Genomic DNA, 16,569 nt, shown 5'->3' with positions numbered 1-16,569 from the left:
AATACTAGTCGATACATAAGTCATTGACAACGAACACGGGCATCCTTCAACATTTGTATCGATCAGTATTTAAGTCTGAATCCTCACTCAAGGAATCTCCCGTGACACCCTCTATTACCTTATCGGCAGCGCCCGACCGCCTGCCCATCGGCGCGTTGCTCGCGCTGGCCATGACCGGCTTCATCTGCATTGTCACCGAAACATTGCCCGCCGGCCTGTTGCCGCTGATCAGCGAAGGCCTGGCAATTTCCCCTTCCATGGCTGGCCAGATGGTCACCGCTTATGCGCTGGGCTCGGTGCTGGCGGTCATCCCCATGACCATCGCCACCCGCGGCTGGCGCCGCCGTAATGTGTTGTTGCTGACTATCGTCGGTTTCTTGCTGTTCAACTCCATCACCGCGTTGTCATCGCACTACGGCGTGACCCTGGTGGCGCGCTTTTTTGCCGGCGTCGCGGCTGGCCTGGCCTGGAGCCTGCTGGCCGGCTACGCCAGGCGTATGGTCGCGCCCCATCAACAAGGCAAGGCGCTAGCGCTGGCCATGGTCGGCACACCGATTGCCCTTTCACTGGGTGTACCACTCGGCACTTGGCTGGGCGGTCTCGTGGGTTGGCGCACCACTTTCGGCATCATGTCCGTCCTCACACTGGTGCTGATCGCCTGGGTACTGGTGAAAGTACCGGACTACCCACCTCAAGCCGCCAGCCAGCGCATGTCATTGCGTACCGTGATGACCACGCCAGGCGTGCGACCCGTGCTGGCAGTGGTCATCAGCTGGATGCTGGCGCACAACATTCTCTACACCTACATCGCACCCTTCGTGGCACCAGCGGGGTTGGCGGATCGGGTGGATGTGGTGTTGTTGGTGTTTGGCATTGCGGCGTTGGTGGGGATTTGGCTGACTGCCAAAAGGGTTGAGGTATCGTTGCGCAAAACGGTGTTGGTGAGCTTGGCAGCGTTTGCGGCGGTGTGTGTAATGTTTGGCCTTTTGGGCCGCGTGCCGGAGATAATCTATGTCGGCGCAGCGGTTTGGGGGGTGAGCTTCGGCGGAGCGGCGACGTTGCTGCAAACGGCGCTGGCGGATGCCGCGGGGGATGGGGCAGATGTGGCGTTGTCGCTGAATGTGGTGGCTTGGAATAGTGCGATTGCCGCGAGTGGTGTCGTGGGCGGAGTGTTGTTGGACAGGTGGGGCGCAGCCTCTTTTCCATGGGCAATGGTGGTGTTGGTCGGGGTGGGATTCGTGATTGTCTGGGGGGCTCGGGTTCATGGCTTCAAATCGGGCGCGCGTGCGGCTGGAAGGCCTGTTGTTGCGGGGCACTGAATCACAAAGAAGGGTAGGAAAGCGAGGCTTTGGAAATCGCCAGAAGAAAGCACAAGAAACGTTAGTTAAATCGTTCTTTCTGCTGGCTTTCAGGCTCATTCAACCTGGCTTCTACCCGGCATCTCTATACCGTGCTGATGTACCCGCCGATACAGGGTTGCCCGGGAAATGCCCAAAGCCTTGGCGGCGGCGGTGGGTTTCCAGCGATGACGCACCAAGGCATCGAGCAGTGCTTGGCGTTCGGGGCTCGTGTAGCAATCATTGGTGTCGCCGGAACTTGGGCCACTAAGCCGGTGGCCTTGCAGTTGTTCGGGCAAATGGCTGACCTGAATCAGGTTTGTATCGCACACCGCGCAGGCATAACGCAGCACGTGGCGTAACTGGCGAACGTTACCTGGCCAGCGGTAGCCAAGCAGGCATTCCAGCGCCGCGCCTCCCAGTTGCATGGATTCTGCGCAAAGCGTCGATTCCTCATCGAGAATCCGGTTGATCAGCGCCAGGCGGTCACTGCGTTCGCGCAGCGGCGGCAACTGGAAGCGTGCTCCACTCAAACGAAAGTACAGGTCCTCGCGAAACTCGCCCGCAGCGACCAGTGCTTCCAGATCGCGGTGACTTGCGCAGATGACTTGAAGGTCGATCGCTTTGCGCCGTGAAGCGCCCAGTGGCGCCACTTCACCTTCGGCCAGAACCCGCAGCAGGCGGGTTTGCAAGGGCAGGGGCATGTCGCCGATTTCATCGAGAAACAGCGTGCCGCCGTCGGCTTGCTCCAGCAGACCTTGCATGCCCTTGCTCGAGGCGCCCGTGAAGGCACCGGCGACATAGCCAAATAATTCGCTTTCGATCAGGTTCTCCGGGATCGCCGCGCAGTTCACTGCAACAAACGGACGCTCACGGCGCTGGCTGGCCTGATGTAACTGACGGGCGAAGACTTCTTTGCCGGAGCCGGTCTCGCCCTGGATCAGCACCGGCAGGTTGCGGTCTTTGACCCGCACTGCAAGGCGCAGGCTTTCTTCCAGTCGCGGATCGAGCTCGGCGGGTGTCAATACCGGGCGCGATGGGTTGCGTTTCACCCGACGTGGCCCGCGGAGGAGTCCGTGCAGCTGCATTCGAAAGTATCAGCTCAAATATTCGTCCAGGTTGCTGGATTCTTCTGCAAAGCGCTCGATCAGAAATTCGAGAAGGGCGCGTACGCGAGGTGCCATATACCGGTTACGTTGATATAGGGCATGTACCGGCGCGTCCTCAGACCGCCACTGCGGCAATAGAATCTTCAAGCGTCCTGCTCGTAGGTCTGCGCCAATATCCCACATCGATTTCATTGCAATGCCGTAACCGTGAACCGCCCACTCTCGAGCGACCGCGCCATCATTGGTCTCGCGAGCGTTTGCAAGCGGGACCCTATAACTTTCGACTTTGTCATTTCGGATGAAGCGCCAGTCGTTTGCAGGCCCGGCGACAGAGTTAAGGACAATGCAGTCGAAACGTTCCAAATCCCGTGGATGTTCGGGGGCGCCGTGTTTTGCCAGATATCGAGGCGATGCACACAGCACGCGCCGATTGGGTGCCAAGAGGCGGGCAACGAAGGAACTGTCCGGCGGCATGCCAAATCGGATGGCGAGATCAATATCGTCTTGCAACAAATTCGACAGCGAATCCGATAGCACCAGCGCGAACCTCACCTCAGGGTATTGCGTGTTGAACTGGTCAAGCCAGTTCTTTAACACGTTGCGACCGAAATCTGAGGTAGCGGATATTCGCATCTTGCCACCCACGACGCTTTTCCCAGCCTGGAGAAAGGCATTGCCATCGTCGAGTGCCTGGAGTGCCTGCTGGCAATAGGACAAATACGTCCGCCCTTCATCCGTCAAGCGCAGGTGGCGTGTCGTGCGCTCGAACAGGCGCGTATGCAACACAGATTCGAGCTTAACCAGGCGCGCACTCGCGGCAGCGGGGGATAGCCCGAGCTTGCGACCTGCAGCCGACAATCCACCGAGATTTGCTGCTTCGACAAACAGCCTGATGTCGCCTAGGTAGTCCATGATATTTCGAAATTTTTTGAAAGTTATTCAAATAATACGTCAATTATCAAATTGAGGAGGGCTACGCAAAATAGCGGCATGAACAAACAGTCGCAGTTGCTCGATCGGATTCGACTCAGCGGCATTCACTAGGGGCTCAATGAAGTGCCGCTTGCGGGCGAACGCCAGTTGTTCGTCGCAATGGCATCGGGCGTCGTCATCGAACTGGTCCCCAATCAGCAATCAGTCATCCCCTGAGCAGCCGAGCTTTTATCAAACTGCAGTTCGACCGTGTATCCCTCATTACCTATCGATTGGAGAATCCTCATGTCGCTTTTGCCTGTTGCGCGCCTGACCCGCACAAGTTGTTGGTTACTCACTTCCCTGGTCACCGTCGCGCTGACCCCCGTCTTCGCCGCGACCGATTCGCTCGTCCAACCCCGCACTGTGATCGTCGACCATAGTCTTGCGAAGGCACAGGTCGAGGCGCAGATCCTGGCCGCACGCCGCTATGGCACGTTCTGGACCACCGGCGACGAAGCTCTCGCGCGCGCCGCCCTGGCACCCGACTTCAAGGATTCAACACTGCCGCCAGGTCGCCCCCAAGGCATCACCGGGCCGATCGCGGCCTCGAAAACGATGCATGCGGCTATTCCCGATATCCAGTGTGAAGTGGAGCAGATGATGGTGGTTGGCGACCGAGTCATCGCTCATTTGCATTTCACTGGCCACTTTACCGGTCAGTTCAAGAGCGTCCAGGGCAAAGGGCAGCCGATCGACTTCATCGCGACCGATATTTATCGCGTCGTCGAAGGTCGCATCGCTGAGAACTGGCATCTCGAAGACAATCTGACCCTGCTGCAACAGCTCGGCTTGATTGCCAAGTAAGGAGATTGCACTGATGAACATTGACCATGAACCCATCGCTGACGGCCCAAATACATTGGAGCAAGTCAGCCGCCGGACGTTTCTCAATCGCGCCGGGGCGGCAGCGGGCGTCCTTGCTGCGAGTGCGGTGCTCCCCACCGTCGCAGCCGCGCAAGCTGCGCCCTCCACGTCAAAGCTCGTGACTACGCCACGCCATGGTCAGTTCTGGCCTGACGGCATTCGGCTGGTCATTTCCATTTCCATGCAATTTGAGGCGGGTGGACAGCCGTCCAAAGGTACGGACAGTCCTTTCCCCAAGGTTGATTTTCCGCCGGACATTCCATCGGATCCAGCAGCCAATACCTGGTTCGCCTACGGCTATCGCGAGGGAATTCCACGCATGCTCGATCTGTGGGATCGCCACCATGTCAAGGTGACCTCGCACATGATCGGCGAGGCCGCTCGGCGGCATCCCGAAATGGCAAGAGAGATCGTTGCGCGCGGCCATGAAGCGGCCGGACACGGTCCTCGCTGGAGTTCCCAGTATGCGATGAGCCGCGAGGAGGAGAAGCAGTTCCTCATCCAGGCAGCCAGCATGGTCGAAGAAGTCACGGGCCAGCGACCGATAGGCTACAACTGCAACTGGCTGCGGCGTGGTCCGAACACGTTGTCGTTGCTACAAGAGTTGGGCTACGTCTACCACATCGATGATCTGAGTCGCGATGAGCCTTTCATCGAACAGGTCAACGGCAAGGACTTCGTCGTGGTGCCATATACGCTGCGCAACAACGACATCCTGCTGATCGAAGGCCGCAACTATTCGCCGACCCAGTTCCTGGAGCAGATCAAGCTGGATTTCGATCAACTCTACGAAGAAGCCGGCACACGCCGCCGCATGATGTCGGTCAGCGCTCATGACCGCATCAGCGGCTCGCCGCAGATGGTGAGGGTCTGGGACGAGTTTCTGCGTTACGCCAAAAGCCGGCCGGGGGTCGCATTCATGCGCAAGGACGAGATTGCACGCTACATCCAGAACAGCCCGCTGACTTTGCGCGAAGCTGAAACACTATAAAAACGGCCGCGAATTGCGGCCGTCATGGCGCTTTTCGTTTGACGCTATCTGTAACGATCAGCTGTGGCATGTCGGTCGGATGCAGGTTCGTCATCTGACACTGACCGATGGTTATGAACCAGAGTCGCTGACGCTCTACGGCTATTTTTTTTGTGAGTCCGTGAATTCGACCGAATTTGAGGAGCTGAAACACGGACGTAATATTCGGGCAATACAATTCGCGGCAATGGAATAAAGGTGTAAGAGATGAATCGGCCATCACGAAGCATGCGCAAGTTGCTCGACTCAGTCGCCACCAACAACGAGATGGCGGCGCTTGATGTAATGCGCGCAACTGAGCAGATCAAGGACGAGTTGTTGCGCCAGCGGCTGCTCAACCTGATTCACCGGCTCAATCAGGACGCCAATGACTTGCGATTGGCGCGCGATGACATTCAGGGCGGCGCTATCAAATTAGCGTGACCGACCACCGGCGAGCCCAATGCAGCCGGTCCCGACCGGCAAAAAATGGCCGTTATCCAACTGATGCAAAAATCAGTTATCCCGGGTATCGCAGCCGGCCCGATGCACATAGGGGCCGATTAGGAGGTTTCATTGACAACTACCTGTAGGACCGGATAGGTCACTCTACGAGGCAGTTTGGTAAAAAAACGTCAAAAAGAAGTCGTCATTGTTCTGGTAAATATCGTGGGTATGCGACTTGAAATCAGGCTTGAACGGCGCGTCAGTGATTGCCTGATTTCAACCATACCGAGACACATAATCCGCTTTTTTTCATCTCGTCCGAGTAACTCAATCGAACGCGAGCTCCCGTACGATCGGCTATCGCTTTGACGATCGACAAGCCCAACCCAGAGCCTGCTTCATCCGTTCCCAGGCATCGATAAAACGGATCGAACACTCGCGATTGTTCCTCTACCGAGATGCCTGGGCCTGAGTCCTTGACCTGCAGGATTGCAGTCTCTCGCGTCAGCTCGACCGAAAGGTCGATCCGTCCACCATGGGGCGTGTAACGGATCGCATTGTCCACCAGATTCTTGACCAGGAGTAACAGGTCCATTTCGTTGATGGTGACATGCACGTCCTCGATACTTTCAACGCCAATATCGATGCGTTTACGTTCTGCCAGCGGTAATAAATCTTCCAATACACGGCGAAAGACTTCATGGACTGAAACGGTTGTCTGTGGTCGGTCCGAGCTCGCTTGCGCGGTCGCCAGGGACAACAGTTGATCGATCAGCTTTCTACCGCGCTCTATTCCCCGGGACAACGGCAACAGGCGCTCACGGGCCGGCCCCGGCATCTCAGTGGCGGCCAGTCGCTCAGCTTGCAGGGAAAGGGCTGCCATGGGGGAACGCAGTTCGTGGGCAGCGTCGGCAACGAAACGACGCTGGTTTTCCATGGACTGCGCAACACGCGCGAGCAAGCGATTGATAGCCACGACGAAAGGCCGAATCTCGGTCGGCAAATGGTGCTCGTCGATAGGGTGCAATGCCTGTTCATCGCGTCGATCGATGTCAGCCGAAAGGGCGGCAATCGGACGGAACAGTTTGCGCACCAGGTCGCCCACCACCAGCAATAGCACCGGAAAAAGAATGAGAAACGGCAGCAAACTTCGCCAGGCGCTCTCGCGGGCTTCTTTGTCGCGGACGCCGGTTTCTTGAGCGACGACGATGCGCTCACCGCGGGCTGTGGTTCTGACCAGCACACGAAAGTCTTCGTCGGTGACATTCAAGGTCGAGAAGCCATCGGCCAGTGTGGTGGGGAAGGGCAGTGGTATCAGGGTGTCATCGTTGCCGATGGCTTTACTGCCATCGGCCAGGTATTGCACGATGACCCTGGATTCTTCATTGTCGCCATCGACTTCCTGGGACGCGGGATAGTGTAGGGACACCTGCTGGCGATCAAACAAGACGGCCACCTGACGCAAGGTGTCGTCCTGCATTTCGTGGGCCTCGTCGAACGCAGAGACAAACGCAAAAATCCCGGCCAGCACCGCAACGATCAGGATGGCCAGCGATAGCGTCACGGACAGGCGTAGCTGTACCGAGTCCCTCAAACGCTTTTTGAAACCATCCATCCCATCCCCCTCACGTTCTTGATGACATGGCTTCCTAGCTTGCGCCGCAGGGCGTGAATCAAAAACTCCACCGCGTTGCTTTCCACTTCATTGCCCCAACCATAGATGCGGTCTTCGAGTTCACTGCGCGAGAGAATTGCACCTGGTCGAATCATCAATGCCTGCAGCAGGGCGAACTCACGACTGGACAATTGGACGTCGCTATTTTCTAAGGTGGTGGCTTGTTTGGAGATCAAGTCCAGCGACACTAAGCCATTGTCCAGCACGGACAGGGCTGCGCCACCTTTCCGGCGAAGCACGGCTCGTATACGGGCCAGCAGCTCCGCCATATCGAACGGTTTGAGCAGGTAGTCGTCAGCGCCACCGTCAAGGCCGCGCAAGCGATCACCCAGGTCGTCCCGTGCGGTGATGATCAGCAACGGCACCGGGTTGTTGCGCGTGCGAATGCTGTCGAGTACATCCAGGCCATCTTTTCCGGGCAACCCAAGATCCAGTAGCACCAGGTCATAGTGTTGGGTGTCCAGCGTTGCAAGCGCGGTGAGACCGTTTTTCACCCAGTCAGTGGCATAACTCGCATCGTTCAGGGCGCCCTGGGTCGCTTCGCCAATCATCAGGTCGTCTTCAACCAGCAATATCCGCATTTGCCGCTCCAGAAAAAGGCGCGACCGTCATGACCGTCGCGCCTGTATTGAAGCATCTGTACAAATGTTTGTCCGCTGTGGGATCACCTTCGGAATCAGGACTTGTCCTTCATCGAATCGAAGGCCTTCAACAGCTCATCCATCATAGCCTTGCAGTCGTTCTGTTGCGGGTTACTGGCGCGCAAGGCATCGAGTGCGCGGTCGATCGCCTTGTCCACGACATGCCAGTCGCTGGCAGCGCGAGGTTTGATCCCGGCTTCAGCCGAGTCCCAAGTGGTTTCCAGATCCTTGATGCGGGCTTTCGCACCGGGCAGATCATTTTTGCCGACGAGCACGGCAACGTCGGCGGCAATGTTGCGGAACTCGGACAGATCCCCCAGTTTTGAACCCGACTGGGATTGACTGCTCACCGAGCTTGAGGTCGTACCCGCGTTGGGCTTGTCGGCAGGTTTCGAGCAACCGGCGGCGACGCTGAGCAAAAAAATGGACGAGACGATGGCAACGTGGCGAATGATGTTTTGAATCTGGCGCATGAAGATTCCTTAAATGACTTTTGGGCGTTTACTGAGTGACGGTTTTGCGATTGCCGACGCTGATTTGCGCGACCGCAACCAGAATGACGATGACGCACAGGAAGATGGCACTGGTCCAGGTGGCACCCATTCCGAGACCGCCGTAGGTTTTGGCTTGGGTCAACAAGTCGCCGAGGGAGGCGCCGAATGGACGGGTCAGGATGTAGGCGATCCAGAACGTCAGCACCATATTGCAGCCCATGCGCCAGGCCACCAGGGTGGCAGCGATCAGCGCACCAAAGATGACGGCACCGAGGGTGAAACCCAGACCCAAGGCTTCGGTAGCCAGGTCACCGGCGGCGGTACCGAGGGCAAAGGTGCAGAGCACTGTGGCCCAATAAAACAACTCTCGCCGCGGCGTGACAATTTCGCGGATCGACACGTTGTGTTCGGTCCGATACCAGACCAGGAAGTTCATCGCCAACAAGGCGGAAAATACTGCCGTGCTGGTGTACAGACTGACGTCCAGTACGTCGGTCAAAATGTCGGTGATTTGTGTCCCTACGATGCTCACCAATACGACGGTCAACCAGTAAATCCAGGGTGTGTAGGCTTTGGTGCGCAATTGGTAGAACATCGCGATTGCCAGTAAAACCGCCATGCCGATACTGGTCGGGCCCGCGCCGAAGCCGGCATCTACGGCAAGAAAGTCAGCGCCAGTTTCACCCACGGTCGTTGACAAGATCTTGATCACCCAGAATGACAGCGTCACTTCGGGCACTTTATTGAGCCAGCCGGCTATTGCGGATTTCATAGGCGCGTAGCCTCTCCTGAGTAGCGCGGAATGTGCGCAGGGGAGAAGGTACGTAACGAAACTTAGCTGAGCCTGAGGGCGGCAAATCGGTCGCCAGTTCATCTGGCGCCGCACGAATGTTTCGACTAAAGGCCCGAAAGATCTGCGCGGGAGGGTTCTCAGTGCCAGCACGATCACTCCCCAACGCGTGGCCCGTTTGCGAGTTGTCGGCGGTTTTCGAGATCAAGGCCATCAGCACTGGCGTGGTGGCACCCAGCAGCACTTAAACGGTATCAAACGGGTTCGTTAAGGTGGCCTCCTGAAGCCTGTTCTCCTCTAAAACGCATTATTTAAAGTTTTTTTCGCTATCACCTTTGCCGCTCACAAAATTTTCATTTCGTTTTGATTATAAGCCTCCGCAGGTACAGAAGAACCTTGCAAACATGCAGAGTAATTTATGGAAGTGACCGTTGTTAGTAACGACTATGTCGCCTTGGTAGACGTGTGTCGTCGGAAGTGCGGCAAGGATATTAACGCTAGACGTGTTGCCGGTGGCAACGCGACCGTTGTGCTTTCTGAATTCATTGACGTCGACCGCCGCAATTTCGAGTTCCAGTTGCTGGACGTGGTCGACAAAGAAGCGCTGCTGGGTTTGTTTGCTGAAAATGAGTTCGAACACGTTGTCCACCTGGCAGCCCAAGCCGGTGTGCGCTATTCCATCGATCATCCGGACAACTACGCGCAAAGCAATCTGGTGGGGTTCCTCAACATGCTGGAAGCCTGCCGTGCGAAACCAGCGCGCAAAGCAAGGTTTACAACATCGGCTTTGGCGCGCCGGTGAAGCTTCTGGAGTTTGTCGAGTGCATTGAAGAGGCACTGGGAATCCGCGCAATAAAAAATTTCATGCCGCTGCCGTCAGGCGACGTCGTTAACACGTGGGCGGACACTCGCGAGCTGGTAGACCGCGTGGGTTTTCGCCCACAGATCACGGTGTCCAGCGGCGTGCAGTCGTTTGTCGATTGGTACCGCCTCTACTACGGCGTCTAGCCGCTCACCCCTCAGCTTTTTTTACGGAAATGTCATGCAAGAAACGCCTTATGTGTCGGTCCTGATTCCGGCAAAAAACGAAGCCGGTAACCTCATCCCACTTCTGGAGGAAGTGCGTGTAGCGCTGGCCAACGAGACCTTTGAAGTCATAGTGGTTGACGATGGCAGCACCGATGCCACAGCCACCGAATTACGGACATTACAAGGTAATGGCTACAGTCAGTTGCGGGTGCTCAGTCATGCTCGTTCCCTTGGGCAGAGCACCTCGATTTACCACGCTGCTGAAGTGGCACGTGGGCATTGGTTGGCAACCCTTGATGGTGATGGTCAGAACGATCCAGCCGATTTAACGAAAATGCTCGATTTGGTCCGTGGTTCGGAGGGCAAACCCGGCGGGGTCAAACTGGTGGCGGGTCACCGCGTGAACCGCCGGGACACGGCGAGCAAACGCTGGGCTTCGCGATTTGCCAACAACCTGCGCAGTCGTCTGCTGAAAGACCAAACGCCCGATACCGGTTGCGGTATCAAATTGATTGAACGCGAGGCGTTTCTGCGCTTGCCGTATTTCGATCACATGCACCGTTTTATTCCTGCGCTGATCCGTCGTCACAACGGCCGAATGTTGATTCAACCAGTGAACCACCGTGAGCGCGGTGCAGGAGTTTCCAATTACGGAAACCTCGACCGAGCCCTTGTGGGCATAGTTGATTTGTTCGGGGTGTGGTGGCTGATAAAACGCACTCGCCTGGAAGTCAACGCCCAGGAAATCGAGGTCTGACATGGGCAGAGAAACTTTGTGGTTGGCCGTTGGCTTCGTTGGCCAGTTGGCTTTTACCGGGCGTTTTGTCCTGCAGTGGCTATACAGCGAATACAAAAAACGCAGCATGATACCTGTTGGATTCTGGTACCTGAGTATCGTCGGCAGTGCGCTGTTGTTGGCGTACGCGATCTACCGCGAAGACCCGGTTTTTATAGTCGGCCAGTCCTTCGGTTTTATTGTGTACTTGCGCAATTTGCAATTGATTGCAAAACATCGTGAGCAGGAAAGCCACGAGCTGGAAAAAAAGGACTGAATCGGTGCGGATACGACTATTTACTTCGCGGTTAGAGCGATTGGCTTACGCAGACAAACCTCCGCTTTTCATGTGGGCGGTGGCGCTATTCGTGCAACTTGCCCATCTGCCAAAAGTAGCCCTGTACTTGCCCGCGCTATTGGCGAGTGCTGTTGTTATTAGTTCACGAAAACACGATGAGCCCGTTGAGCGGACTCACGCATTCTCGTGCATCTTGGAAAAGGAGTGAGGCGCGTATGAGAACAGAAGGCGAGGTATTGCGGCCGATGCAAGCCGCGCGGCGCGCGCTGGATTGGCCAACCCTGGGCGTGGCAGTGTTGCTCCTGCTGCTGTTTTACTGGGGACTGGGAAGTTTGCCGTTCCTGAGCGTCAATGAAGCCCGTCGCGCCGTGACGACACGGGAAATGCACGAGGCTGGCCAATGGCTGTTGCCGTACATGAACGGCGAGCTGTACCTGTCCAAACCACCGCTGTTCTATTGGCTGGCCCTGGTCAGCACGTCACTGCTGGGCAGCCTCTCCGAATGGAGCGTGCGCCTGCCTTCGGCGCTGTTTGCGACGCTGTGTTGTCTGACCTTGTATCGCCAGGCTTATGCATTCGCCGGGCGACAGGTGGCGTTGCTGGCTGTGGTGTTCCTGGCGGCGAATGCCGGGTTCAGCCTGTTTGCCCGCCGGGCGGAAATAGAAATGCCTTTGACCGGCCTGTGTCTGCTGGCGCTGTTTTGTGCATGGCGCTTTCTGTTCGCGCAAGGCGGTCGCAGCTGGGTCTGGCTCAGTTACGGGCTGCTCGGCTGTGCCTTGCTGACCAAGGGGCCGGTCTGCCTGTTGTGGGTGACCGCGCCGATACTGGTCTATGCGTTGATCTGTCGCGATCGTCTGGCCCGAGCTTTTCTGTGTGACGGCTGGGGCTGGATGCTTGCGGTGCTGGTCGGGGTATCCTGGTATCTGGCGGTGTCCATGCAGGAGGGCTGGAGCGTCTGGTCGGCCATCGTCAACGAAGACATCGTCAAGAAAATCAATGGCCAGGGGGCAGAAGCCTGGTACGCCTATCTGTTGTATCTGAGTGGGGATTTCTTTCCCTTCTGGCTGATACTTCTGGTGCGGCCGCGGCAACTCTGGCACGCCATCCGCCTGAGCCCGCAGTTGACCCTGTTGCTGTGCTGCATTCTGGTGCCGCTGCTGCTGTTCTCGCTGTTCACCGAGAAGCACGCCAAATACCTGTTGCCTATCTATCCGGCCATCGCCCTGTTGTTGGCCTGGCGCTGGAGCCAACTGCTGACCCAGGCCCGGCACCCCTGGCAGCGCTGGAGTCTGCGCATTGTTCCGGCCGTGGTACTGGCGGGATACACGCTGTTCTACTTGGGTCTTGAAGGGCGGGTATTTGCCCATCGGATCGACGGATTTGCGCAGATAAAAGCCGCCACCGATGCGTACCCAAACGTCCCGGCCTATAGCTTGGGAACTGCGGACATTCGCCTGGTCTATTACATGGGGCGGCCCGTCAGTTCGATCACCGAGTCGCAAGTCAGCAGCGTAGCCGATACGCCGGGCCTGCTGTTTGTCCAGGAACCGCTTCCTGCGGCATTGCAAGCCCTGGCACCTTGCACCCTGACGCGGATCGAGTCGTATCTGAAACCCAAACGTTCGGCCGTGTTGCTCGGGCTAGGCTCTTTTTGCGCTAATCAGGGCCAGATCAAGCCTTGAATCTGCGTCATTGAAGCTCTGCATGACTGGATGTTGGCCCAGCCTGATCTTGTGCCCAACGGATCGGCAGCATGGGCTTGATCCAGTCTGCGTGCCTCAACAGTGAAAACATCACTGGTTGGGTGTCGCCTCGTTTGGTGCTTTCTCGCCAAGCTACCCGCGGCCCCTGCAACTGTCGGCCATTGTCGATTTCTGATGGGGGAGGGCATAACAGTTTGCTAGCCGGTAATTCGAACTTCCGAGGATAGAGCTTCGAATACGGTTTTTGCCTTGTAGCGATATCGCTGCAAGTCTGACAACAAAAAGCCCGCACATGGCGGGCTCTCTGTATGGGGTCAAATCCTTTTGTCCGTTCAATCTGCGCTCCGTTCTGTGAGCAATTCGTGAAAAGCATGTAGATGGAACGAAAAAAAACCGGCACTTAGCCGGGCTCTCTGTCGATGGGGCCAAATCCCTTTGGCTGACCGCATTGTGCTGGGTGGGTGTGACGAAGGCATGACAGAGCGTCCGGTCATGCTGATAGAATCGGTCAGGTTATAGATAACACCCTTCTGAGAAATGATATGAATACACAATTGACGGAAGAAGAGATGCGCCGGGCACTGTTCGGTGATTCGGAGTCCCTTGCGCCGGCAATTACCTCACACGTGCAAGACTCCGTCCCGGATGTCGTGATCGTGCAACCGGTAAAGGCAGCGAAGAAAAAGATAGTCTCAAAAGGCTTCACGCCCAGGTTGAGAGTCACGCTGCGGGTGGGAAATGAATTTGAAGGCAAGATGCACGAGATGGTACATGAGGCCGATACGCTGAGCTCACTGGTTGCAGAGCAAGAAGCTACTAAGGCGGCCAGAACAAAATTCAGGTTTGTGGAAGTGGTGTCCGTCAAGTCGATGTAAGTGGGCACTCTTCCTCATGGCTCGACAGGAGCGCAGCTCATTGAACGGGTCGGCGTTCGGGCTTGGTTACGAGATGGGGGCATTCTCCAGGAACTTTGCGGACGGCCACGAGCGTAATTCGGTTGTTTGCGTTAGTGGCAGGGTGCCACAATCGCTTTTTTTAGTTGAGTCACGATCAGGTGGATCACATGGACTGCCCAGGATCTCGGAATGACCAAGAGTTTTTCATAGCCGAGCAGGTGCGAACTGACCGATTGCATCAACTATTTCGCCAATCAGTTTCTGCGGTTTTTGGTAGCTACCTCGCTGCCATCATGCTGTGTTGGCTGTGTTGGGATCGTTTTGAGCACAGCGTTGTTCTTTGGTGGCTGGCCATACTGACCGGATCGACGCTGTTGCGCATCTCGATGTTTGTTGCCTATTTTCGCAGCGACGAAAGTGAACGTACACCTCAACGCTGGGAGCGCAAATACTGGAGCACGCTCGTGCTGTCCGCCAGTATCTGGGGGGGAGGTGCATTCGTTGTCATGCCCGCAGACGATCTTTTGTCGCAGGCGTTGGTCATGCTTTTTGCTGTCGGGATGTCTGTCAGCGCGGTGTCCTGCTACTCGGCCTACCGCTATATGACACTCGTGTCCATTGGACTGGTTCTGTTGCCGTGCACCGCCTGGCTGCTGTTTCAATCGTCCATGATTCAAGTCGGCATGGCACTCTCGGTTTTGGTGTTCGCGTCATTTGTTGCCCGCGCTACACGGAAAATGTCCGAGGCACTGGAAACCGCCTTTCGACTAACCCGTGAAATGGAACAGGCGAACAGCATTTCAACCCGTGCAGCACAAACTGATGAACTGACCGGCCTGAAGAGTCGACGAGCTTTTTTCGAGCATGCCCAGCAGCTTTACAACGAATGCGAAACCAACCGGTTAGGGTTGTGCGTCGTAATGTTGGACATGGATCACTTCAAGCATATCAACGACACCTACGGCCATCAGGTTGGGGATCAGGTTTTGCGCCAAATGGGTGAGGTCATCAGTTCATCCTTTCGTGCAACGGATATCCACGGCCGGCTAGGTGGAGAAGAATTCGCAGTTCTGCTCCCGGACACCTCCATTGAGGCCGCCGTCGAGATTGCAGAACAGCTCATCCAGACTATTGCTGGATTGATGATCGAGCCTGTTCACTGCATAACAGCCAGCCTCGGCGTAGCGTCGACGGATGCCGGAGATAAAGATCTGCACAGCTTGATGAACAATGCTGATAAAGCACTGTATCGAGCCAAGGCGCTGGGACGTAATCAAGTCGCAGTTGCTGGCTATCTGTAGAAATTGTCTGTCGGAAATCGGTGCGGCTGTTGAACAGGCTATCAATGTTGAGGGGCTCTCCCCGATTGAGCGCTTCACCTCCAGATCCTCGCCTCCAAATTCCCTTGGTGCGCATCGCGGTGGTTCAACCCTCCGCGCCTGCAGATCGGGTATTCACCGGAATCGTCGCAGCTCGGATTGGGCGTCGATCTGTTTACCTGACACCGAGCCGCCGAGGGGACGCAACATCTCCTCGGCGGCCAACCTTCAGTCAGTCACGGAACCCTGCGGTATTCTCCCGGCGAAACTGTCCACCAGGCTCGCCACCACCATTTCCCCCATCCGCGTGCGGGTTTGCAGTGTCGCACTGGCGCGATGAGGCTGCAGAACCACTTTTTCGTTGGCAAACAGTGCCTCGGGAACGTTCGGTTCATCGACAAACACATCCAGCGCTGCACCCGCGATCTCACCAGCGGCAAGCGCCGCCACCAGATCGACCTCGTTGACCAGCTTGCCGCGCGCCACGTTGATCAGATACCCGTCCTTGCCCAGCGCCTGCAGCACCTCGGCATTGATGATGGCTTCAGCCTTGTCGGCAGCGGCCGCGAGAATCAGCGCATCACTGTTGCTGGCCAGCTGCTTCAGATCGGCGATGAAAGTGTGGTTCACATCGTTCATCGGCTGCAGATCGGTGTAACTGATCGGGCAGCCGAACGCTGCGGCCCGGGTCGCCACTGCACGGCCGACCCGGCCCATGCCGACGATGCCGATGCGCATGCCCGACACCTGACGCGCCAACGGCAACGGGGCCAACGGTGTCGGGCTATGGGGCCATTGCCCTGAACGCACATAACGATCACTGGTGCACAGACCCCGGCACACGGCAATCAACAAGCCGATGGCCAGGTCGGCGACGTCTTCGGTCAGCGCGCCGATGGTTGCGGTCACGCGAATTCCGCGATCCCGGGCGTACGCCAGATCCACCGCATCGGTACCCACGCCGTTGACCGCCACCACTTCCAGTTTCGGTAATTGCGCCATCAGTCCTTGGCTGATACCGGTATGCCCGCCGGTGATCACTGCGCGAATGTTCGCGCCGTGTTCCTGTAAATAAGCCTGCTTGTCGGCCTGCTGGAAGTAACGTCTGACAGTAAACAACTCATCGAGCCGCGCGTTGATTTCAGGGATCAGGATCGGGCTGAGCTGCAAGACTTCTGGCTTCATGTAAACCTCGCGTAACGGAATAA

General features: G+C 56.9%; 16 protein-coding genes and 2 pseudogenes. 11 read left to right on the top strand and 7 right to left on the bottom strand.

The annotated features are described in order from the left end of the window. Positions 1-101: 101 nt before the first annotated feature. Complete coding sequence (locus KGB03_RS10690) at positions 102-1,319, top strand: MFS transporter (protein WP_192408131.1); 1,218 nt, start codon at positions 102-104, stop codon at positions 1,317-1,319. A 95-nt stretch (positions 1,320-1,414) separates the two neighbouring features. Here the strand turns inward: KGB03_RS10690 and KGB03_RS10685 are convergent. Together KGB03_RS10685 and KGB03_RS10680 are read right to left on the bottom strand one after the other, a co-directional pair. Continuing rightward, positions 1,415-2,422, bottom strand: a pseudogene (locus tag KGB03_RS10685) (sigma-54-dependent Fis family transcriptional regulator); the annotation flags it as partial. A 12-nt stretch (positions 2,423-2,434) separates the two neighbouring features. Beyond that, entirely contained in the window at positions 2,435-3,358 is a 924-nt protein-coding gene (locus KGB03_RS10680) for a LysR family transcriptional regulator (RefSeq protein ID WP_223527047.1), read from the bottom strand. A gap of 306 nt (positions 3,359-3,664) precedes the next feature. Here KGB03_RS10680 and KGB03_RS10675 point away from each other — a divergent pair, with 306 nt between their 5' ends. The 3 genes from KGB03_RS10675 (at position 3,665) to KGB03_RS10665 (ending at position 5,738) form a co-directional block, all read left to right on the top strand. Then, a complete protein-coding gene (locus KGB03_RS10675) occupies positions 3,665-4,225 on the top strand; it encodes an ester cyclase (protein WP_223527046.1) in 561 nt (186 codons plus the stop codon). A 13-nt stretch (positions 4,226-4,238) separates the two neighbouring features. Further along, positions 4,239-5,276 (top strand): polysaccharide deacetylase family protein, encoded by a 1,038-nt coding sequence (locus KGB03_RS10670; RefSeq protein WP_223527045.1) that lies wholly within the window; start codon positions 4,239-4,241, stop codon positions 5,274-5,276. 246 nt (positions 5,277-5,522) lie between these two features. Continuing rightward, the gene (locus KGB03_RS10665) at positions 5,523-5,738 is read left to right on the top strand and encodes a hypothetical protein (protein WP_008154187.1); all 216 of its coding nucleotides are present in this window, start codon (positions 5,523-5,525) and stop codon (positions 5,736-5,738) included. 262 nt (positions 5,739-6,000) lie between these two features. Here KGB03_RS10665 and KGB03_RS10660 read toward each other — a convergent pair whose 3' ends face one another. From KGB03_RS10660 to KGB03_RS10645, 4 genes are all read right to left on the bottom strand, one after another. Then, a complete protein-coding gene (locus KGB03_RS10660; protein ID WP_223527044.1) occupies positions 6,001-7,356 on the bottom strand; it encodes an ATP-binding protein in 1,356 nt (451 codons plus the stop codon). Further along, positions 7,332-7,997 (bottom strand): response regulator, encoded by a 666-nt coding sequence (locus KGB03_RS10655; RefSeq protein ID WP_218537073.1) that lies wholly within the window; start codon positions 7,995-7,997, stop codon positions 7,332-7,334. The genes KGB03_RS10660 and KGB03_RS10655 overlap by 25 nt, the downstream gene beginning before the upstream one ends. A 95-nt stretch (positions 7,998-8,092) precedes the next feature. Beyond that, the gene (locus tag KGB03_RS10650; RefSeq protein ID WP_218537072.1) at positions 8,093-8,530 is read right to left on the bottom strand and encodes a hypothetical protein; all 438 of its coding nucleotides are present in this window, start codon (positions 8,528-8,530) and stop codon (positions 8,093-8,095) included. A 28-nt stretch (positions 8,531-8,558) separates the two neighbouring features. After that, positions 8,559-9,323, bottom strand: a complete 765-nt coding sequence (locus KGB03_RS10645; protein ID WP_218537071.1) for a hypothetical protein — start codon at positions 9,321-9,323, stop codon at positions 8,559-8,561. A gap of 436 nt (positions 9,324-9,759) precedes the next feature. Here KGB03_RS10645 and KGB03_RS31330 point away from each other — a divergent pair. The 7 genes and pseudogenes from KGB03_RS31330 to KGB03_RS10615 all read left to right on the top strand — a co-directional run. Further along, positions 9,760-10,089: pseudogene (locus KGB03_RS31330) on the top strand (GDP-mannose 4,6-dehydratase); the annotation flags it as partial. A gap of 116 nt (positions 10,090-10,205) precedes the next feature. Beyond that, positions 10,206-10,349 carry a hypothetical protein gene (locus tag KGB03_RS31325; RefSeq protein ID WP_411740178.1) on the top strand — a complete coding sequence of 48 codons (144 nt, stop codon included), beginning with the start codon at positions 10,206-10,208 and terminating at the stop codon, positions 10,347-10,349. Between the two features lie 34 nt (positions 10,350-10,383). Then, entirely contained in the window at positions 10,384-11,127 is a 744-nt protein-coding gene (locus KGB03_RS10635) for a glycosyltransferase family 2 protein (protein ID WP_223527043.1), read from the top strand. Between the two features lies 1 nt (position 11,128). Further along, a complete protein-coding gene (locus KGB03_RS10630) occupies positions 11,129-11,422 on the top strand; it encodes a lipid-A-disaccharide synthase N-terminal domain-containing protein (RefSeq protein ID WP_008154156.1) in 294 nt (97 codons plus the stop codon). A gap of 236 nt (positions 11,423-11,658) precedes the next feature. Then, entirely contained in the window at positions 11,659-13,125 is a 1,467-nt protein-coding gene (locus KGB03_RS10625) for an ArnT family glycosyltransferase (RefSeq protein ID WP_223527042.1), read from the top strand. A 563-nt stretch (positions 13,126-13,688) separates the two neighbouring features. After that, positions 13,689-14,021 carry a hypothetical protein gene (locus KGB03_RS10620; protein WP_218537068.1) on the top strand — a complete coding sequence of 111 codons (333 nt, stop codon included), beginning with the start codon at positions 13,689-13,691 and terminating at the stop codon, positions 14,019-14,021. A 188-nt stretch (positions 14,022-14,209) separates the two neighbouring features. After that, positions 14,210-15,343 (top strand): sensor domain-containing diguanylate cyclase, encoded by a 1,134-nt coding sequence (locus KGB03_RS10615; protein ID WP_223527041.1) that lies wholly within the window; start codon positions 14,210-14,212, stop codon positions 15,341-15,343. Between the two features lie 246 nt (positions 15,344-15,589). Here KGB03_RS10615 and KGB03_RS10610 read toward each other — a convergent pair whose 3' ends face one another. Next, positions 15,590-16,546: a 2-hydroxyacid dehydrogenase gene (locus tag KGB03_RS10610; protein ID WP_111449640.1), complete on the bottom strand. Its 957-nt coding sequence runs from the start codon at positions 16,544-16,546 to the stop codon at positions 15,590-15,592. Positions 16,547-16,569 lie beyond the last annotated feature (23 nt).

It is taken from the genome of Pseudomonas sp. BF-B-26 (assembly GCF_019956495.1).
Lineage (GTDB): Bacteria > Pseudomonadota > Gammaproteobacteria > Pseudomonadales > Pseudomonadaceae > Aquipseudomonas.
Note: the sequence above shows the minus strand (reverse complement) of the source record. Positions and strands in the feature narration are given on the sequence as shown.